Consider the following 18,695-nt stretch of genomic DNA (forward strand, 5'->3'; position numbering starts at 1 on the left):
CTCTTTCTTACTTATTCTAATGTTATTTCTTCCGGATCAAGTCCTGTCTTCTTCCGGAATTCCTGTATCCATGCCGCATCTCTCCAAAACAGAAGTTCTCCTCCATCCTGATCCGGACACCGGTACAGCTGCTTTTCCGTATAACCGTTCTCTTGCAGCACCTGACTCAGAAAAAGAAGCAGACTCTGATCCACCTTTCCTTCTGCATCCACCGGAGCGCGATAAGAATACGGCTGCCCGCCACACCAAAAAGTAATCCGAATCACGCCTGTTCCCTGACTGAAATTCGCTTCTGAACAGTCTTCCGAGACACTGATAAATGTATTTTCCTTCATAATGGAATTGATTCCATTCATAATATTCACATATTCTGTAGAAATATCCCAGCTCACATCTGGAAACCAGAATACCTGATCCGGATTTCCTATAAGCATCCGGGTATCAAGATCATATTTTGCCTGCCCCATATCCGACAGCAGTACATAAAACGGATGCCCTTCCACATAGCCTCTTGCACTTTCGCTGTCATCCATCCAGGAATGATAATAATCTGCCGCACCGTCCGGAATCTCAAATCCCAGCTCCCTGAGTATGGCAATCTGATCCTCTATAGTCAGATAATCCGGATACTGTTTCTGCAGATCTTCTGTATCTACTTTTGAAGTGGATTCCTGTGCATATTTTATTGTCCTGTTCGCCAGCAGCATCTCTCCAGCACCAAGTCCCAAAAGTCCCACAAAAACCAGAAAAAGCAGGAAAAGCTGAAGTAGAAACGGCATCGGTTTTCGAGCTTTTCCTTCCGTATACGGAGTACAGAATATTTCTTTCGATCGACACCAGTGCAGGAATGTCCCCCGGTCTTCCAGTGGAAACACTCCTTTAGGAATTACAAACAGTCCGCTTTCTTCTTTTCCGTAGAACCAGAATGCATCCGGGAATTCCACAATGCCTCCGATTCCTTTCCAGAAAAACCGGTATCCTGTTTCTCCCTGACGGACACAGATTTCCTCTTCTCCGAATATAAGACTCCATTGTCCCAGATGTTTTTTCAATTCCGGTGACGCCAGAATCTGCCGGAGATACCGTTCGTCCGGATGCAGACACCGCCTGCCCGACTTCCATGCTTTCCATTGATCTTTCATTGCAAGAAAATGTGCATAATCCTTTTCCTGCATTGCAAACGAAAATTCTAATCGGTCGTCCATATTGTTCCTTCCGAAGATTCCGGTTCTACTTTCGGCTGACTGTATCGGTTCTCAGAAATCTCGCGGTAAAAAGCTGCTTTTGCGGCCTCCATATAAGGTCCTACCCAGAGAGAAGCGATTCCAAGCGTCAGAACACACAGAATCTGCCAGCCAAGAAAACTCAGTTCCATAAAGAACAGACGCAGTTTATTACCTTTCATCAGTCGTTTGGACTCACTGATGGCCTCCATAACCGAAAGATCCATATTTTCTGCCAGAATATACGGTGTCATGGCATAACGGTAGCTGGCGATGATTCCCGGGATCACAAATAAAAGTGACCACAGGAAGATCAACATTCCCTGAAAAAACTGCATGCAGAAACCTTCCCAGAGGCGGCGGATATGAGAAAACAAATCTCCGAACTGAGGGTCATTCTCATCTACCAGATTCAGATTAAACTGCGCATAACCAAGTGTCACTGCTCCTCCCAGCACCAGACTGATAAGGGTCCATGCAACCATCACAATAATAAGCCCCATCAGGAACGGCAGAATTGACTGAAACCAGTCACTGTGGATAATCTGATTCACGCTTGTCTGTATGTTCGCATAGCTGACATCCGTCACCGCATCTGCATTGCTTCCTCCGCCGACAGTGCCAACGCCATTGCCATTATTGACGCTGATGGAAGCACCAAGAAGAGACGCCACCAGACCGGTGATCACTGCCAGTCCCCAGCGGCCTCTCAGTGCATCTCTTGCAATTTCACGAAAATCTCTTGCTAATAACATGTATTTTTCCTCTTTCTTTTGTTTTCCTTATCTTCTGACGGTCTCATAGAAAGAGCAGCATTTATCCGCAATGCAGACAATCGCCGCTTCTCTTGTTTCCGGCACATGCCTTAATGTCAGCGGCCACATATGGCTCTCGATAATCTGCCGCTCTCTTTTTCCGATGTGAAAAATCCGGTGCGCATTTCCTGCTGCCCGGAACGGATGTGAAAAACCGTGCCATTTATGCCAGTCGCTTTTCTCATGCCAGTCATAAAGATAAAAATCATGTAGCAGAGCTCCGGTCAGAAGCGCGCGTTCATCTGCATTCAGATGAAATTGTTTATTCAGCCAGTAACTGAGCTTTACTACATTTACCGAGTGTGCATATGTCGATGTTCTGCCATGCTGCACAAAGCGGTGCATGGACTGCACTTCCTCCCGGTCAAGATACCTTTTCAATATCTGCTGAATTCTTGCCTTATCCTGTTTTGTCAGCCGAATCAGTCTCATTTTACCAGACCTCCTCATTTCTCCTATTGTAGCATTCCATTTCTGTTTAGGCAATGAAATCTCTCTATTTATGATAAGGTTCGTGATTTCGGATGCGGAAACTCCGATAAATCTGTTCCAGCAGAATCACACGCATCAACTGATGGGGAAATGTCATTTTTGAAAAGCTGAGCTTATAGTCTGCCCGTTTCAGAACCATCGGGGCCAGTCCGAGAGACCCGCCGATCACAAATGCCACATGACTGATTCCATTTACATTCCACTGTTCCATCCGCGACGCCAGTTCTTCAGAATCCAACATTTTACCATCAATAGCCAGCGCCACCACATATGCATTATCCGGAAGCTTCTGGAGAATGCGTTCCCCTTCCTTTTCCTTGATCTGAAGTTCCAGCGCTTCACCGGCTCCGTCCGGCGTCTTCTCATCCGCCACTTCCGTGACAGTCAGACTGCAGTACCTGCCAAGCCGCTTCGCATATTCTTCAATCGCACCTGTGAAATACTTTTCTTTGATCTTTCCCACGCAGACAATGGTGATTTTCATGCTTCCCTCCTCTATAACAGAAATACCGGCGGATTGCGCCGGTAGTCTTTTTATTTGTTCTTTGCAGCTTTCATTTTCTCACGTACTTTTTCCACTACCGGTTCCGGAACAAATTCATGGATATCGCCGTCGAAATAAGCTACTTCCTTCACCGTTGTGGAACTTAAATATGCATATTCCAGACTGGTTGCCAGAAACATAGTATCTACATGAGGATTCATCTTCCGATTTGTCTGTGCCATCTGAAGCTCATAATCAAAATCTGAAATTGCACGCAGACCGCGGACTACCAATGTAGAATCCGTATGTCTTGCAAAATCCACCAGCAAACCGGAGAAGGACATGATCTTCACATTCGGAATATCTGCCGTCACTTCTCTAAGCATTTCCACTCGCTCATCAATGCTGAACAGCGGTGTTTTTCCTCCGTTATTCAACACGCCCACGATCAATTCATTGACCGTTTTTGATGCTCTTCTGATAATATCAAGATGTCCTAAAGTAACCGGGTCAAAACTTCCCGGATAAATCGCTCGTATCATATTGTTTAATCCTTTTTCTGCATGAACACATGCTGATTTGTCTTATATTTTTTTTCTTTATATATGTGATATCCAAGACCTTCCAGATAGGAAAAATCCGTATCCAGAGATGCCTCGACCACGATTACCGTATATTCATCTGCCAGCGTGCTGTGAACAAGATATTCCAGCACCTGCTCTTCCAACCCCTGATCATAAGGCGGATCCATGAAGATCACATCGAAGGGCTTCTGTCCTTCCATCCGGTGAAGAGCCGTCAGCACATCACATTTCTGGATTTCCGCCCGCTCCATGGTCTTTGTAAAAATCAGATTTTCTTTGATACACTCTGCTGCTTTGGCATTCTGCTCTACCAGTACCGCATGAGCTGCACCTCTGCTCAAGGCTTCAATCGCAATGGCTCCGCTTCCGCTGAACAGATCCAGGAAGCGGCAGTCCGGAATATCCGTCTGCAGTACATTGAATAATGTCTCCTTGGTCTTATCTGTAGTCGGTCTGGTATCCATCCCCTTTATGGTTTTTAACGGCATACTGCGCGCTGTACCTGCTATTACTCTCATCGAATCTGTCCATTTCCATATATAATATATTTTCCGGATGTCAGTGCATCCAGTCCCATTGGGCCTCTGGCATGCAGTTTCTGGGTACTGATACCGATCTCTGCACCGAATCCAAACTCAAATCCATCCGTAAAACGGGTGGAAGCATTCACATAAACTGCCGCTGCGTCAATCTCATTTAGGAATTTCTGCGCATTGGCGTAATCCTTCGTCACAATTGCCTCGGAATGACCCGTATTATAGCGGTTAATATGGGCAATTGCCTCATCAATATTTTTTACAGTCTTTACTGAAAGAATGTAGTCCAGATATTCCCGTCCCCAGTCTTCCTCTGTCGCCGGAACCAGACCTTCTGCTGCGCTGCATGCTTTTTCATCTCCGCGCATCTCCACCTGCTTTTCATCCAGCCGTTTTTTCAGTTGCGGCAAAAATGCATCCACAATCTTCTCATGGAGCACCAGAGATTCACAGGCATTGCATACGCCGATTCTCTGGGTTTTGGCATTGAAAATAATATCAATGGCCATATCAAAATCCGCGCTCTCATCCACGAAAATATGACAGTTGCCAGTGCCGGTCTCGATGACCGGAATACGGCTGTTCTCCACTACGTTACGGATGAGTCCTGCACCGCCGCGGGGAATCAGCACATCCACATACTGGTTCATTTTCATGAACTCCTGTACGGTCTCACGACGGGTATCTTCAATCAGCTGTACCGCATCTTCCGGGATTTTCACATCCGTCAGCGCTGCGCGGATCACCTTCGTGATCGCACTGTTAGAGAAAAATGCGTCACTTCCGCCGCGGAGAATCACCACATTTCCTGCCTTAAAGCAGAGAGCAAAGGCATCTGCCGTTACGTTTGGTCTGGATTCATAGATCATACCGATGACGCCCAATGGTACTTTCTTCCAGCCAATCATCAGGCCGTTGGGACGCTGTTTCATGGAAGTAACTTCCCCTACCGGGTCCGGCAGCGCTGCCACCTGACGAATTCCTTCTGCCATACCTTCGATCCGGTTGTCATCCAGCATCAGGCGGTCAATCATCCCCTGGGCCATCCCATTTGCAGTGGCTTTCTCCACGTCTTTTACATTTTCTGCCAGAACAAAAGCTTTCTCTTCCAATAGTTTTTCTGCCACATGAAGCAATGCTTCATTTTTCTGGTTGGTACCCATAATCCGGAGTACCGGTTCTGCGGCTTTTGCACTTTTTCCAATCTCTTCCAGGGTCTTCATCTATTTTCCCTCCGGTCTTATCATCCGTGTTTCTGTCACAATCATCTGCGGCAGAATATCATGTGCTTCAAAAGGCACCTCTGGGAATACCTGAAATTCAAATGCCAGTGCAATATGTACCAGTCCCGGATGCTTTTCCAGATAGCGGTCATAGTAACCACCGCCATAGCCAACCCGATGGCAGTGTTCGTCAAATGCCACACCTGGCATCAGCATGAGGCCTTCTTCCTCTTTGCAGAGAGGACAGCTCTTCTTCGGTTCCATAATACCAAAGCTTCCCGACTCCAGATCATCCATTCCTTCTATATAGTAGTAATGCATGATTCCGTCTCCATCCACGCGGGGAGCTGCCACTTTCTTTGCATCTTTCCATGCCTGCTCCATCAGAAGACGGGTCTCCACTTCCCGTTTGGCATCCACATAAGCCAGCAGGAGTGCTGTATTTTTATAGACTTCCAGTTCCACGAAAGTCTTCTTAATCTTCAGACTGTTTTCATGAAGCGTTTCCGGCAAAGCCTCTGCACGGCGGCGTTTTACTTCCTGTCTAATTTCCTTTTTTTGATCCGTTGTCATATTTTTCACCCAGATTTACAATACGGCCATCATGTTCCAGAATATCAATATTATTCAGCTGGCTCTTCAGGTTCTTTCTGACCGCAGCAAGAAATTCCTGCCGGAGCAGCTGCTGTTCTTTCTTCTCTGTCTCTGTAAGACCTTCTGCTTTTGATTTTCTTGCCAGTTCATTGATTCTCTGAATCTTGCTGTCATCTATCATATGTTTTTCGTTCCTCCTTATACCGACGGCTCATCCAGATAGTCGATAAGATAAAAATCTTCCGTCCGATTTTCTTTGAACAGGGTACCAATCTGTTCACCATCTACAATCTGATGAATCACTCCCATATCTGCCCCGTTGGCAATGACCATATCCGCACCCGCAGAAGTAGCAAGCTTTGCCGCCTTCAGTTTTGTGGACATGCCGCCAGTGCCCACGTCGCTGGCAGAACCTTTTCCCATCTGCTCAAAATGATGATCCACATGCTCTACATAATCGATAAACTCCGCATCCGGATTCTTGTTGGGGTCATCCGTAAACAGTCCGTCGATATCGGACAGAAGGATCAGAAGATCCGCCTGTACCAGCGCTGTGACAATCGCGGAAAGCGTGTCATTATCACCAAACTGAATCTCATAGGTGGAAATAGTGTCATTCTCATTGACAATCGGAATTGCACCCATACTCAGCAGCGTCTCAAATGTATTGCGGGCGTTGATCCGGTTTTCTCCGTTGATCAGCGTGTTCTTCGTCATCAGAACCTGAGATGCAATCTGATTATATTCCATGAAAAGTTTCTGATAGATCATCATCAACCGCGCCTGTCCAATGGATGCACATGCCTGCTTGGTAGCAAGCTTTGTGGGTCGTTCTTTCATGCCGATGGTTTTGCGGCCAACTGCAATCGCTCCGGAACTTACCAGAATCACTTCTTTTCCCCGATTATGAAGATCCGTCAGCTCGCGGACCAGCTTTTCCAGCTTGATAAGATCCACATGCCCGGTCTCCGGATGAGTCAGGGATGAACTTCCTACTTTCACAACAATTCGTTTCTTATCTTTTAACTGTTCTCTTAATGTCATACTGTCCATGGTCTGTTCTCTCTTTAATGTAAGTAATTCTCATGCCTGCGCATGCTTATCATTAATTTACAACATCTTCCCTCTGATGGCAATCCTAACTTGTATAATTTTCAAGAAAATTGTACAATTCTTCCTCATTCCGCAGGTACTTTCCCTGCCGGATTTCCTCTTTTGTTTCCTCCGGGAGCACATCAAGAATCACATCCGTGTATTCATAAAGGGTATCCTCCGGAAGCGTATAGACTGTCACATAATTATGATAGTTTCGCAGCACAAATTCATAGTTTTCATTTTCCCTGGAAACTGTTCCTTCCGCTCCCTCTTCAGGCACCGGATCAGCGGCCGGAAACTGTTCTTCTCCGGCCCCGCCTTCTGTCTGTTCTACAAACTCTGTTCCCTTCCTGTCTTCCGGAGAAATGCCGGAATCTGAGTTCGCCAAAAACACGAGCATCACTGCCAGCAGAATGGCCACAACTGCCGCCAGCGTCACGAGCATTGTTCTTCTGGACATAAAAAAACCTCCTTTTTCCATCTAGTATGAACTGGAAAAAAGAGGTTTATGCATTCATTTACATCAAATGCAGTTTCTTCACAATAGAAAGAAGTGTTCTTCCCTTTGGGAAACCAAGAATTTCCTCCTCCCGAAGACCTTTCAGCAGCAGAAGTGCCACTGCATACACAATCACCGCGCAGATGCAGGCAGCCAGTGTTGCGACAGCATTACTCTTCATCATGAGATAAAGTCCCTCATATACACCGAAAGCAGCCAGTCCCATAAGACCGGATGCAAGTATTGGAACAATAAACGTCCGTTTAAATTCCTGCCGGTATCGCATATATTTTGCAATTGACCTGGAATTCAGAATACACATCAGGAATGCAAAGAAAATATTTGCCCATACCACAGTATGGATGTTCAGATTCGTTACCATCAGAAGCACTACCAACAGAACTACGTGAAGTGCCAGTGAGATTGCCGCATGGATGACCGGCAGACGCATCTTGTCCATTCCCTGTAAAATACCGTTGGTCAGCGTAGACATGCCATACAGCACAACAGAGAGACTGCCTGTCTGAAGCAGAAGTGCAGACAGCTGCAGATGATCTTTTGCTCCGAAAAGAAGCGTCAAAATTGGCGTTGCCAGCACAGAAAGGCCTACTGCACACGGAATACAGATCACCATAACAAAACGGATGGCATTCTCTGTCTTGCGTCTCATCTCTTTTCTGTCTTTCGCGATTCTTGCTCTGGTCAGAACCGGGATCGTGGAAGATGCCATTGCAGAAGCCACTGCAATAGGCACATTGGTCAGAAGCTTATACTCACCGCTGTAGATACCCCACAGTTCATCAATTCCCATACTATCATAATTCTTCAACGCCATCAGATGTTTGAAAATACCCTGATCGATAATTCCGCTCAGATTGTAGACAGCCGTACTTAAAATAACCGGCATAATGGTCAGAATCAGCATATAATAGATCTCTGCTGTGGACTCTTCCCGCCGCTCTTCTCTGGAAACTGCCATCTTCCGCCTCATTACATGACGGTAGGCTGCCACCAGAAATGCCAGAAACAAAAGGCCGCTCAATGCGCCAAGCCCGGTACCGAGGGTACTTCCGGCTGCTCCGTATGCGTATGCTGCCGTTTTTGTTCCAAGCACTGCATCAATCTTCAGGCCGTAATGAAACAATACATAGGCGGCACCGATGCTGACTGCCGCATTGATAATTTGCTCTACGATCTGCGAGACTGCTGTAGGTACCATGGTTCCAAGTCCCTGGAAGTAGCCTCTCATACAGCCCATAACTGCCACCACCAGAATCGTCGGTGCCAGCACCTGCAGCGCCAGTTTACTCTCCGGCGTATTCACCAGCACATCGCTGAAAAATCCCGCCCCGAAGAAAATAAGCAGTGCTCCGATTCCTCCGGACACCAGTGCAAATGTCAGGGTACATTTAAAAATCTTATATGCCGCTTTTGGCTGTCCTGCCGCCATACGGGCAGACACCAGTTTTGATACTGCCAGTGGGAGACTGAACGAAGAAATCAGCAGCACCATGGAGTATACCTCATAGGCTGCTGAATAATAACTGTTTCCCACCGGACCAAGAATTCTTGTGACTGGAATCCGGTACACCATTCCGATAATTCTTACCAGAATGGAGGCTGCGGCCAGAATTCCTCCCTGCACAATATAATTGGATTTTTTCTTATGATTTCCGGTACTCATGTATTGCCTTTATCCTTTACCTCGTAATATTCAGATGCTCAAGCACGGCTGACTGGCGAGTTTCCATATCCTTTGCCTCATCCTCCGTCATATGGTCATATCCCAGCAGATGAAGCATACTGTGAGCAATCAGAAATGCATATTCTCTCCTGACGCCATGTCCATATTTTTCCGCCTGCTCTTTGACCTTATCAAGGGAGATAACGATATCTCCAAGCAGCAGTTCTCCTGTATCCGGATCAAAGCAGTCTCTCTCATGCGCTTCCGCCCAGGAAAAATCCACCGGACTCTCATACTCTACCTGTGGAAAAGAAAGCACATCCGTCGGTCGGTCCACATCCCGGTATTCGCGGTTCATTCTATGAATCTCTTCATTGGACGTAAGAAGAAGGTTCACTTCCGCTTCATAGGGGCATCCTTCTTCTTCCAGTACCTGGCTGATCACCAGACTCGCCGTTCCCTCATAGTCAATTCCTAACTCCAGTCCGTACTCGTCTTCCAGATTTAACGTCATTTTGATTCCTCTCTTTTTTCCGAACTGCCTTTTTCTCATATTCTTCATAGGCAGTTACAATCTTCTGTACCAGCGGATGTCTGACAACATCACGACTGGTCAATCTGCAGAAACTGATACCTTCCACTTTACCAAGCACCTTTTCAGCCACTTCCAAACCGGATTTTACGTCCGGTGCCAGGTCTTTCTGCGTCTCATCACCAGTGATGACCACTTTGGATCCAAATCCAACACGGGTAAGGAACATCTTCATCTGTGCCTGGGTCGTGTTCTGTGCCTCATCAAGAATGATAAATGCATTGTCAAGGGTACGTCCTCTCATGTATGCCAGCGGCGCTACCTCGATGAGTCCCTTTTCCATATTTTTCTGAAAACTCTCCGCACCCATAATCTGATAAAGTGCATCATACAGAGGCCTCAGATACGGATCTACCTTGCTCTGCAGATCTCCCGGCAGGAATCCAAGTTTCTCCCCTGCCTCTATAGCCGGACGGGTCAGAATGATCCGCTCCACTTCATTTGCTTTGAATGCGGTGATTGCCATGGCCATAGCAAGATACGTCTTACCGGTTCCTGCAGGTCCGATACCAAAAGTAATCATATCTTTTCGGATGGCATCCACATAATTTTTCTGTCCCAGCGTCTTCGGCTTAATGGACTTTCCGCTGATGGTATGACAGATCATATCACCATCGATATCCAGAAGCGCACCTGATTTTTCCTCCATCGCCAGAGATAATGCGTAATCCACATTCTGCTCTGTGATCTGATTTCCCCGTTTTGAGAGCTCCAGAAGTTCATTCAGCACCTTCGCAGCCTGACTTACCTGCGCCTCGTTTCCAATCAGCTTTACGCCGCCATCTCTTGATACCACCGTCACGCCGATGGTGCGTTCTATTTTCTTTACATATGCATCAAACTGTCCGTATACATTCTGTGCATGCTCGGACGGAATGTCAAAAAGATTATCCTGTAATGTCACTGCTAGTTCGTTCCCTTTCTTCTTCCGGATCATCCTGAGTGGGCAGTTCTGTCCGGGGAGTCTGTTCCTGCACGGCATTTTCTTCCGTCACATAAGTTCCGGACGCCCTGCATAAAACCCCATTTGATTCTATTTTAACATTATTCTCAATAATTTGAAGACCCTTTCTGCTTAATTTTTCAAAAAACAGAGAAAGCTCCTGTTGTGCCTTCTCCTGTGCCTCTCTCTCCGTATAAATCACTTCTTCGGAAATGTATTCTTTTATCATGCTTTTTCCAAAAGAAACCGGCAGATAAAAATTTTCCGTAAGCTTCAGCGGCATTTCCTTTGTCAGCACATCCTGCTCTTCGTAAATATCTCCTGTGTGCCCAAATGTAATCCGTTTATTTCCAAGAATCACATAATAACATGTTTTCTTCCTTCCGGTATACTCTTTTTTCCGGTATTGCAAAGGAAAGGAAGATTCATAGTGTCCGCTGCTTCTGATAATCACATCTGCATCCGCATGAACATAATAAGTGTGCGCCGGTTCTCCGGCATCATCCAGTACTTCGATCTTCGATGACACTAGAAGGTCTCCCTGTTTTACCAGCTGCCCGATCTGTGCTTCCTGCGTCCCGCTTCGCACGATCATACTGACAACAGTACCATCTGTTTTAGCCACCAGCTCTGCCGGCTGATCAGGTTCCGGAATTGCTCCATAATCTGCATCTTCATTTTCTTTAATATGAATAATCAGCCGGGTGCCTTTCACTTCCACCGACGTCCATGTAATCTCCGGGAACTGCTTTCTAAGCGCTTCCTCAATCCAACCTCCATGCACTGCTGTCTTCCTCATGCCATGCACTACCTGCTGTTCTTCCAGAAATTCAAGAATCATCGGATCACTTAAAGAACTGGTTCCTTCTATATGGATGTTCCAAATAAACAGCGACATTCCATAGAGCAGGACTGCCGCCCCTGCTGCTCCTGCTGCAAACATTTTCCGCTTCCGATATCTGTACAGGATAAAAGGAAGGCCGTGTCTTTCCAGAATCACGGCCTTTGTTCCTGTCTTTCTCAGCAATGGACGCAGCTTTTTAAAGCTGCTGATACTGATACACATTTCATATTCAGTTCCTTTGTTCTGAAGCTCCCATATGATCATATGGTACCTTCCGCAGAGATTCAGAAAACGTTCCGGCGAATAACCGGTCAGCCGGATCTTCACATATCCTTTCAGAAATTTCACAAATGCCGTCAGCAATATCGAATTTCCCCTATCTGCCCCGATATCTTCATCTCATCTTCCGTATAATAATCAATGTGAAGCTGTTCACCACAGAAGGTCATCTGACAGGTCTTTGTCTGCAGCCGGATCTTCTGATCCGTATACTCAATAATGCCCCTGTAATTCTCCACATAAGCTTCACTTCTGCCAGTTACAGTCAGTACCGCCGCGCCCATGGTCAAATCCTTCGGAACCCCAAACTGATCCGTAATCTTTTTCCTTAATCCCATGAAGTCACCGCTTCCGGCTGTTTGATTATATATATGCAGAAATAAAAATACTTATTCGTACAAAATCAGACTGAACCAGGTGACCACATTGCCCCCGTTCATAAAGGTAATCTGATATTTTTCTGCCAGATCTGTCACCAGAATGCCATAGCTTTCAATGCACGGAAACATTTTATCCGGATGTCTGCATGGGGCATCCGGGTAAGCGCAGTGCTCACAGATAGCGCAGGACTCCGTCGAGAGGGTCAACGTTTTCGAACATTGCTGTTCCACCAGCACCCGGATCTGTCTTGTGATCTCCTCATGATCCTTTCTGGTATCCAGCATTTCTTTCATATTTTCGATATCGGATACTTCCGCCACCGTTGTAAAAATAAAGCCTCCGGTATACTGGCGGCATCGTTCCTTACATTCTGCCACAGTACCCACTGCAGGCGGGCAGGACCAGGAGGTCCCATACCGCGGACATTCGCTCTCACAGATATGGCGCACCTGTTCGAGAAATGTGATCTCTTCCGGTTTTATAAATGCATATTCACAGACTGGGTATTCTGCGATCTGGGTCTCCAGTTTTTGCTGATCTATCATTTTTATCTTCCTCTGTATATCGTAATCTTTTTTTCATTATAATACATACAGAGAAAAACAGACAACGCTTTTATCCCAGTACATAATTTCCGCCCAGCACAAATCCGCTGGTATCTGCCTGCTCCGGTATGGACAGTCTGCTGTTTTTGTCAAGATAGCAGTGGGTATCCATATGACTGCTCCAGTCCAGAAGAACCAGATTACAGTTCATCCCGAGGGGAATATAGTCCTCCATCAGCTGCAGCAGCTTTTCTTTTGCGGGCGGATGTTTCATATCGGATGTGTCCAGAATAACCGTAAAGGTGTCTTCCTCACGTCCGTAGAGTTTCTCATAAGCCTCCATCAGTCCGGTGCCTTTTTTCATCCAGTCATGCCATTTAAAATACTCCAGAATCCGTGCTTTTCTTCCCACTGACAGAGCAATCATTTCCTCAAGCACATGGCCGGTGCCTCTGCCGCACTGAATTTCCTGCAAATGCTTTAAAAGCCAGCGGATCTGTCCGGAGGAATACTGCTGTTCCCTGCTCCAGTCACCTGTCCAGGATGCCAGTTCCGGCAAATGTTCCTCTGGAGTACTCTCATAGTCCAGATAATCCGGCACATAATCTACTTCCCGTTCCTGATCTTCGTACATACTCTGGAGCACGGTCATATACCGCTCAAAAAATGTATCCCTTCCGGACATCTGATAAATTTCCGGCAGATATTCCACAAAACTGCCCCATGGGAATTCCACATGAAGACCGTCAATCTGAAAATGACTGTCCACACGTGCGCCGGATACCCGGATCAGGATATAAAGGTACTGTCCTGTCAGGCTGTGAAGAAGCAGATCGTCCGTGTTTACTTTTCTGATAAAGGTCTGCTCTCGCAGCATCTCTTCTATCTGATCTGCTGTCCGCTCTTCCGCATACAGAAATTCCCTTAGATCTTCATTGGAAGCTGCCGCCATGATCTCATACTTGCATTCCCGGAAGATTCCGCTTAAAACAAGCCGATGCCAGGTTTCGTTTTGATCCATGGAATCATAGACCGGTGCAAGCCATGTAAATACCCCGCCGCCTGTTCCGGTCAGACGGTAATCATCACTTAATTCCATGCGGAACCGTTTTCCTTCTGCTAATGCAAGCCGGTAAAAATTCACCTGTTTTCTGTTTTCCATCATAACCGGCAATCCTCCTTCTTTCTATTTGTCATCTCAGACAAATTCCAGTTCTATTTTTTCCAGATAAGCAAGAGCGTCTTCCTGCAAATAAATATCTCCTCTGTCATCTTTTTCGGCTGCGCTGCCCACACGTTCCAGATTCAGTTCCTGCACCCGGACGACACCGGGAAGCATCTCCAAACCCGCAAACAGTTTTCCACTGGAAATAACAGCCCCAAACTTCTTCTCTCCTCCTGCTTCTGCAATCTGCTTTTTCAGCCAGGCGCAGACATCATTTTTCTCTTTTTCAGACAGAGACTGCAATGCAACTCTGCCATAGATTTCGATTCCCACATATTCTGGCTGAACAATGCTTACCTTTGTATTCAGCAGACGGTATGGCTCAATATACTGCCGGATTGCCCTCTGATAGGTTTCACTTAAATCCGGTCTTTTCTCATCCGTCCATGGTTTCACCACCGCAACCACTTCATTGTATCCTCGGTTCTGACGATGCAGTTTTCCATAGACAGTACCCGGAATTACGTGTACCCGCTCAATCAAAAGTCCCGGCGTTGACCCGATGATGGTCTCATAATCTTCCTCCGAAGCCATCCTTCTCTGTGCAAATACACTTTCTTCCATTCGCGAAATCATATCTTTTAACTGTTCCCGCTCTCTTCCGCCAGTCAGGGGCATGGGATTGGAAACTCTGCAGGATCCATCCGGTGTCCCTGCAAATTCCTTCAGTTCCCCCGCCTGCACATTTCCCGCTCCGTAGAGAGAACAGGAAAGCCCGGTCACATAGACCGACTGTTTCTGAGGCGGTACCACTCCATGAATTCCGTCACCAAAACGAATCTGCTGCCGATCTCCTTCGTAGACAAATACCTGATCTGCATACCCGGTTCCTGCAAACGATTTCACCCGTCTCCAGATGGCAGGGTTCCCGTCTTCTCCCATGAGCAGCAGGGAAAAATTCCATACATCCGGATAGTCAAACAGCAACGTCTGTCCCGCACAGCCATCCGTCTGACCGATCCGCAGTTCCGACAGAACCTCTCCCTCTTTGCAGACGGTCGCCTTCTGCACTACCTGCAGCGGGTTCACATAGACCATACCAATCCGTGGAAAACAGTCATAATGGTTCTCCTTTAAGACTGCCCGGAGCATATAGCCAGAGCGTCCTGACAACGGTTCCCTGAACTGTTCCATCTTTGCCGGAATATCCGGACGCACAAATCCACTTCTTAAAAAGCCGCAGGTTTCATCCCTTACGGTTACTTCCACCCAGCCCTGCTCTGTATAAATCTGCCAGATGAGGTCGCACAGCCGGAAGGAGTCGTCAAAAGGATTTCTCCGCTCATCCGCTTCCACGCAGATATAAAGACCATCCCCCTGAAGCAGCGGTTTTTCAAAGCAGAACCAGACTGCTGCTTCCTTATTGAATTTCCCGGAAAATCCTTCTGCATAATCCCCGTCTTTTCCTGCAAAAGCAGTCATATCCGTAAGCATTCCATCTGCCTCATTGAAAAATGCGATAAACCGGTTTTCTCGCACTTCATAATCCCGGATCGTTTCATAGGGAATCGTTCCAGCCAGAAATCTGGTACCTACCGGCAGTACTGTTCCTTCCGCTAATCCTTCCACAACCACATAACCACCTGCAGGGCATCCTTCCTTCGGCTCCACTCCCAGAAGCTTCAGGTATTTTTCCACATGGACATCTCCTGTGGCACTCATATAATAATCCAGCATGTCTGTGAGCCAGGCATACATCTGTAACACCGTAATACCAGGATCATGGTGGTTAAAATCTGTCCACTCCTCCGTCATGGAGGGAATCCTGCTCACAGCCCGCTGCATCATCTGCTCATATGTCAAATCATCAAGCTTTGGTACCTTTAACATCCGCTCACCTCTATGTATACCATGTGTTCTCCGTTTACTGCCATGGCAAACGGATCATTCAGGTTCTCATAAAATTCATCTGTTACGGAATACTCCTGGCCATTCACCTGCGCCGTGATCACCATTCTGGTGATGCTGCAGCCCGGAAGTCCTGTCCGCAGAACCGCTGTCAGCTGGGATGCCCTCGGAAGTTCCCCGATCTCCCATCCCTGTCCGGACACACCACCCTTTAAAGGATTAATAAAATCCGTCATTTTCGCCAGTGCGCGCTGCTGCAGGTCGTATGCCTGATCCATGGAATCCTTCTCAAGCCATACCCTGACATTCATCCGAATAAAATGTGGCTGAATTAATGTCAATGACTTTCCGGACGGCATCAGTGCACTGTCCCGCAGAAGCCGGTCCCGGATTGCTTTCTTGATTCCGGAAAATACATGAGCGCCCTTTTCATATTCCTCCACCAAGACCGCAATTGTGATCTGATTCATCTGATTGACGCATTTTACTTTCCGGATTCCATAAGATTCCTGCGCAATCAGCTCTGCGAAATCCTTTCTGGTAACTGCCCTGTTTCTGGTACGAAGCATGCCGGATACCAGACGCATGGCTGTCTCTTCCGTATATCCATCGTAACCGCCATAGGCCGGAAATGGATTTGTTACCTCGGACAGATACCGGATGGCGGTTCCCGGTATGGTGATTGCTCCCGCCGGAACATTGGCCACGCTGCCGCTATAGTTGCTGTGCAGCACCCGAATATGCGGTCCTTCCTCTGCAAGACGAAAACCGGAAAACTGATGTTTTCGGAAGAAAAGTTCTCCTGATGCCATATCAAGCTGACAGCTTCTTCCATTTTCCACCGAGCGGCTACTCTGTCTCCAGGGAATCCATTCTTCTCCTTCTTCTGTCTGTTCACGAACAAAGACTTCCGCTTTCAGAAGATTCTGCTGGGACAGCTGAATATGCACCGCTGCTTCCTCATCTTCCAGATAAAACTCCTCTGTCACAGTGTTTACATTCGCCACCCGCGCCATATTCGGATAGATGCCATGAATCACAGGAAGGGCATGTTCCGGATTTTCCCGGTTATAGTTGATAAATCGGAGAAAATATCCTTCATATCCAAATTTTGTTGTTTTTTGTATATCATCTGGTATCATCAGAAGCAGATTGCCCGAACCGGAAAATCCATCGGTATAATCGGCTGTCTTCACCGGCTGAAATCCCCGGGATGACAGATATTCCACCTGAAAGGAAATCGGACGATCACCATAATTCTCAATATCGAAATAAAGACTGAGGGGAGTTCCTGCCACCGAACCGGAAAATCCCAGATACATGGTCCTTCTTCGATGCTCGGTCTCATAGAACAGATTAACCACACCCTGGCTTCTTAGATCTTCCGTAATATTTTTTTCTTCAAAATTGTTCCGGGTCATGGCCCAGACAGGAAGCTGCATTTCCTGCTCATAGGTATAGGAAAAACTCAGCCCTGCCATCACCGGGCATTTATAGATTGCCGGCATCCTGTAAATATTTTCTGCCTGCAGAAGACGAAGACGGATTCTTCCGCTCCTCCGCTCCGGATCGTACTCTGCCATGTCTTCCGGACAGATGAATTCAATCGTCATTGGTCCTTCCACGGAACCATTAAACATAGTACCGGTCCGTTCGTCCTTCAAAAGCCGTTTCCATCCGGTCTCGCTTAAATATTCCCAGCACACATAGTCTGCCAGCACTTCAGCCGGACGCACATTCAGCTGCTCACGCGGCTTTTTCATGATTGCCTTATATTCCAGTTCCATCTCCGGAAGTTCCAGCTTTTCTTCATGAATCCGATAATTGAGCAAAAACGACATGCTCACTTTTGCCCCACGTCTGCTCAGTACTTCCCTGTCATCTATAGAGCACTCATTATAAAGTCCCAACGGTTTTCCAAATGGTAGAAAATTCCCTGCCGGTTCCTCATTTCCATTCAGATATACTTCTTCCGGTACTTTATTTTCCCCGGCAAACGTAAGGGAAAGAGAACGAATATAAAGATCCTGTACCCCTTCAAGGCAGGTGAGTACCAGGTAATACCCTTCTTTCTGGCCGACCATTGCTTTCTGCGGCTGATAATCCGGCAAAAGCAGATGAATCCTTCCATCCGTTTCTTCGACTGTAGTGAAAGTACGCTCTTCTCCATCTGTTTCCAACATGGACCAGCGTACCTGGTCTCCCGTCAGAAATTTCAGAAGCCTGTCCTGATCTTCTTCTCCTCCCGCCTGAACCTGAAGAAAAAGGTCAAGGCCGCTCATCCAGTCAAAGAGATTTTCAAAACACAGATACAGCTGATGAACCGTACAGTTTACCCCTTCCGTTCCGAAAGCACGAAAACTGGTTGGATTCTGTTCTGAATAGTTTCTCTTAATAATCCGATCCTGCTCCCGATCCGTTACTACGATAAGCTCCGGGGCAGTATCGGAAATAGTCATTCCATGCTCTGTCTGAAATACGATATCTCCTGCTTCCGAAGAAGGAGACAGTACCTGCGTACCTGCCGGAATCGCTACTTTTCCTTCATATCCGCTGACCGGTCGGAACTGCACATAGGCTCTTGATGCACTGACCGGCTCTTTTAACAAATGTTCAAACAAGTTCAAATACTGAATCCGGTGTCTGGGAATGACTTTTCCATAGCGCTCCCTGCTCTCCTCCATCATGGTCCCGCACAGATCGGTCAGCACGCAGCCCGGGTCAGATGCCCCATGCTCATATGCAAATTCCGGCACATAAGAATGCATCAGTTTCTGCAGTTTTTCATAAGTTTGATTGTCACTCATGC

General features: G+C 46.9%; 20 protein-coding genes. All 20 read right to left on the reverse strand.

The features are described from left to right. Positions 1–11: 11 nt before the first annotated feature. The 20 genes from LKD36_RS05750 to LKD36_RS05845 all read right to left on the reverse strand — a co-directional run bounded on the left by LKD36_RS05750 (position 12) and on the right by LKD36_RS05845 (position 18,693). Positions 12–1,205 carry a YcxB family protein gene (locus tag LKD36_RS05750; RefSeq protein WP_308459039.1) on the reverse strand — a complete coding sequence of 398 codons (1,194 nt, stop codon included), beginning with the start codon at positions 1,203–1,205 and terminating at the stop codon, positions 12–14. Next, positions 1,190–1,978, reverse strand: a complete 789-nt coding sequence (locus tag LKD36_RS05755; RefSeq protein ID WP_308459040.1) for a DUF975 family protein — start codon at positions 1,976–1,978, stop codon at positions 1,190–1,192. The genes LKD36_RS05750 and LKD36_RS05755 overlap by 16 nt, the downstream gene beginning before the upstream one ends. 27 nt (positions 1,979–2,005) lie before the next feature. Continuing rightward, the gene (locus LKD36_RS05760; protein ID WP_308459041.1) at positions 2,006–2,470 is read right to left on the reverse strand and encodes an HD domain-containing protein; all 465 of its coding nucleotides are present in this window, start codon (positions 2,468–2,470) and stop codon (positions 2,006–2,008) included. 64 nt (positions 2,471–2,534) lie between these two features. Beyond that, entirely contained in the window at positions 2,535–3,014 is a 480-nt protein-coding gene (gene rlmH, locus LKD36_RS05765) for a 23S rRNA (pseudouridine(1915)-N(3))-methyltransferase RlmH (RefSeq protein ID WP_308459042.1), read from the reverse strand. A 50-nt stretch (positions 3,015–3,064) separates the two neighbouring features. Continuing rightward, positions 3,065–3,556: a pantetheine-phosphate adenylyltransferase gene (coaD, locus tag LKD36_RS05770; RefSeq protein ID WP_118769523.1), complete on the reverse strand. Its 492-nt coding sequence runs from the start codon at positions 3,554–3,556 to the stop codon at positions 3,065–3,067. A 5-nt stretch (positions 3,557–3,561) separates the two neighbouring features. Beyond that, the gene (rsmD, locus tag LKD36_RS05775) at positions 3,562–4,116 is read right to left on the reverse strand and encodes a 16S rRNA (guanine(966)-N(2))-methyltransferase RsmD (RefSeq protein ID WP_308459043.1); all 555 of its coding nucleotides are present in this window, start codon (positions 4,114–4,116) and stop codon (positions 3,562–3,564) included. Beyond that, positions 4,113–5,357, reverse strand: coding sequence for a glutamate-5-semialdehyde dehydrogenase (locus LKD36_RS05780; RefSeq protein WP_308459044.1), 1,245 nt, complete (start codon positions 5,355–5,357; stop codon positions 4,113–4,115). The genes rsmD and LKD36_RS05780 overlap by 4 nt, the downstream gene beginning before the upstream one ends. After that, positions 5,358–5,930 (reverse strand): 5-formyltetrahydrofolate cyclo-ligase, encoded by a 573-nt coding sequence (locus LKD36_RS05785; protein WP_118769520.1) that lies wholly within the window; start codon positions 5,928–5,930, stop codon positions 5,358–5,360. Further along, a complete protein-coding gene (locus LKD36_RS05790; RefSeq protein ID WP_308459124.1) occupies positions 5,902–6,129 on the reverse strand; it encodes a DUF896 domain-containing protein in 228 nt (75 codons plus the stop codon). Before LKD36_RS05790 ends, LKD36_RS05785 begins: the two co-directional genes overlap by 29 nt. 20 nt (positions 6,130–6,149) lie before the next feature. Beyond that, positions 6,150–6,995, reverse strand: a complete 846-nt coding sequence (proB, locus tag LKD36_RS05795) for a glutamate 5-kinase (protein WP_118769648.1) — start codon at positions 6,993–6,995, stop codon at positions 6,150–6,152. 94 nt (positions 6,996–7,089) lie between these two features. Continuing rightward, positions 7,090–7,506 carry a hypothetical protein gene (locus tag LKD36_RS05800; RefSeq protein WP_308459045.1) on the reverse strand — a complete coding sequence of 139 codons (417 nt, stop codon included), beginning with the start codon at positions 7,504–7,506 and terminating at the stop codon, positions 7,090–7,092. A gap of 58 nt (positions 7,507–7,564) precedes the next feature. Beyond that, the gene (locus tag LKD36_RS05805) at positions 7,565–9,229 is read right to left on the reverse strand and encodes a putative polysaccharide biosynthesis protein (protein WP_118769517.1); all 1,665 of its coding nucleotides are present in this window, start codon (positions 9,227–9,229) and stop codon (positions 7,565–7,567) included. A 16-nt stretch (positions 9,230–9,245) separates the two neighbouring features. Further along, positions 9,246–9,743, reverse strand: coding sequence for an rRNA maturation RNase YbeY (gene ybeY / locus LKD36_RS05810; RefSeq protein WP_308459046.1), 498 nt, complete (start codon positions 9,741–9,743; stop codon positions 9,246–9,248). After that, positions 9,697–10,725 carry a PhoH family protein gene (locus LKD36_RS05815; protein WP_308459047.1) on the reverse strand — a complete coding sequence of 343 codons (1,029 nt, stop codon included), beginning with the start codon at positions 10,723–10,725 and terminating at the stop codon, positions 9,697–9,699. The genes ybeY and LKD36_RS05815 overlap by 47 nt, the downstream gene beginning before the upstream one ends. Beyond that, positions 10,709–11,971 (reverse strand): sporulation protein YqfD, encoded by a 1,263-nt coding sequence (gene yqfD, locus LKD36_RS05820; protein ID WP_308459048.1) that lies wholly within the window; start codon positions 11,969–11,971, stop codon positions 10,709–10,711. Before yqfD ends, LKD36_RS05815 begins: the two co-directional genes overlap by 17 nt. Further along, the gene (locus LKD36_RS05825; RefSeq protein ID WP_118769513.1) at positions 11,965–12,225 is read right to left on the reverse strand and encodes a YabP/YqfC family sporulation protein; all 261 of its coding nucleotides are present in this window, start codon (positions 12,223–12,225) and stop codon (positions 11,965–11,967) included. The genes yqfD and LKD36_RS05825 overlap by 7 nt, the downstream gene beginning before the upstream one ends. A 51-nt stretch (positions 12,226–12,276) precedes the next feature. Next, positions 12,277–12,813, reverse strand: coding sequence for a DUF2284 domain-containing protein (locus tag LKD36_RS05830; RefSeq protein ID WP_118769512.1), 537 nt, complete (start codon positions 12,811–12,813; stop codon positions 12,277–12,279). A gap of 70 nt (positions 12,814–12,883) precedes the next feature. Further along, the gene (locus tag LKD36_RS05835; RefSeq protein WP_118769511.1) at positions 12,884–13,978 is read right to left on the reverse strand and encodes a phage tail protein; all 1,095 of its coding nucleotides are present in this window, start codon (positions 13,976–13,978) and stop codon (positions 12,884–12,886) included. A 33-nt stretch (positions 13,979–14,011) separates the two neighbouring features. Continuing rightward, positions 14,012–15,868: a putative baseplate assembly protein gene (locus LKD36_RS05840; RefSeq protein WP_118769510.1), complete on the reverse strand. Its 1,857-nt coding sequence runs from the start codon at positions 15,866–15,868 to the stop codon at positions 14,012–14,014. After that, positions 15,862–18,693, reverse strand: a complete 2,832-nt coding sequence (locus LKD36_RS05845) for a baseplate J/gp47 family protein (RefSeq protein WP_308459049.1) — start codon at positions 18,691–18,693, stop codon at positions 15,862–15,864. Before LKD36_RS05845 ends, LKD36_RS05840 begins: the two co-directional genes overlap by 7 nt. Positions 18,694–18,695 lie beyond the last annotated feature (2 nt).

This window comes from Hominiventricola filiformis, assembly GCF_020686965.1.
Classification (GTDB): Bacteria; Bacillota; Clostridia; order Lachnospirales; family Lachnospiraceae; genus Hominiventricola; species Hominiventricola filiformis.

What these genes read in the sequence shown, in the direction of transcription:
- LKD36_RS05750 (WP_308459039.1), bottom strand. Translation starts at nt 1,205, where the DNA reads ATGGACGACCGATTAGAATTTTCGTTTGCAATGCAGGAAAAGGATTAT.
- LKD36_RS05755 (WP_308459040.1), bottom strand. Translation starts at nt 1,978, where the DNA reads ATGTTATTAGCAAGAGATTTTCGTGAAATTGCAAGAGATGCACTGAGA.
- LKD36_RS05760 (WP_308459041.1), bottom strand. Translation starts at nt 2,470, where the DNA reads ATGAGACTGATTCGGCTGACAAAACAGGATAAGGCAAGAATTCAGCAG.
- rlmH (WP_308459042.1), bottom strand. Translation starts at nt 3,014, where the DNA reads ATGAAAATCACCATTGTCTGCGTGGGAAAGATCAAAGAAAAGTATTTC.
- coaD (WP_118769523.1), bottom strand. Translation starts at nt 3,556, where the DNA reads ATGATACGAGCGATTTATCCGGGAAGTTTTGACCCGGTTACTTTAGGA.
- rsmD (WP_308459043.1), bottom strand. Translation starts at nt 4,116, where the DNA reads ATGAGAGTAATAGCAGGTACAGCGCGCAGTATGCCGTTAAAAACCATA.
- LKD36_RS05780 (WP_308459044.1), bottom strand. Translation starts at nt 5,357, where the DNA reads ATGAAGACCCTGGAAGAGATTGGAAAAAGTGCAAAAGCCGCAGAACCG.
- LKD36_RS05785 (WP_118769520.1), bottom strand. Translation starts at nt 5,930, where the DNA reads ATGACAACGGATCAAAAAAAGGAAATTAGACAGGAAGTAAAACGCCGC.
- proB (WP_118769648.1), bottom strand. Translation starts at nt 6,995, where the DNA reads ATGACATTAAGAGAACAGTTAAAAGATAAGAAACGAATTGTTGTGAAA.
- LKD36_RS05800 (WP_308459045.1), bottom strand. Translation starts at nt 7,506, where the DNA reads ATGTCCAGAAGAACAATGCTCGTGACGCTGGCGGCAGTTGTGGCCATT.
- LKD36_RS05805 (WP_118769517.1), bottom strand. Translation starts at nt 9,229, where the DNA reads ATGAGTACCGGAAATCATAAGAAAAAATCCAATTATATTGTGCAGGGA.
- ybeY (WP_308459046.1), bottom strand. Translation starts at nt 9,743, where the DNA reads ATGACGTTAAATCTGGAAGACGAGTACGGACTGGAGTTAGGAATTGAC.
- LKD36_RS05825 (WP_118769513.1), bottom strand. Translation starts at nt 12,225, where the DNA reads ATGGGATTAAGGAAAAAGATTACGGATCAGTTTGGGGTTCCGAAGGAT.
- LKD36_RS05830 (WP_118769512.1), bottom strand. Translation starts at nt 12,813, where the DNA reads ATGATAGATCAGCAAAAACTGGAGACCCAGATCGCAGAATACCCAGTC.
- LKD36_RS05835 (WP_118769511.1), bottom strand. Translation starts at nt 13,978, where the DNA reads ATGATGGAAAACAGAAAACAGGTGAATTTTTACCGGCTTGCATTAGCA.
- LKD36_RS05840 (WP_118769510.1), bottom strand. Translation starts at nt 15,868, where the DNA reads ATGTTAAAGGTACCAAAGCTTGATGATTTGACATATGAGCAGATGATG.
- LKD36_RS05845 (WP_308459049.1), bottom strand. Translation starts at nt 18,693, where the DNA reads ATGAGTGACAATCAAACTTATGAAAAACTGCAGAAACTGATGCATTCT.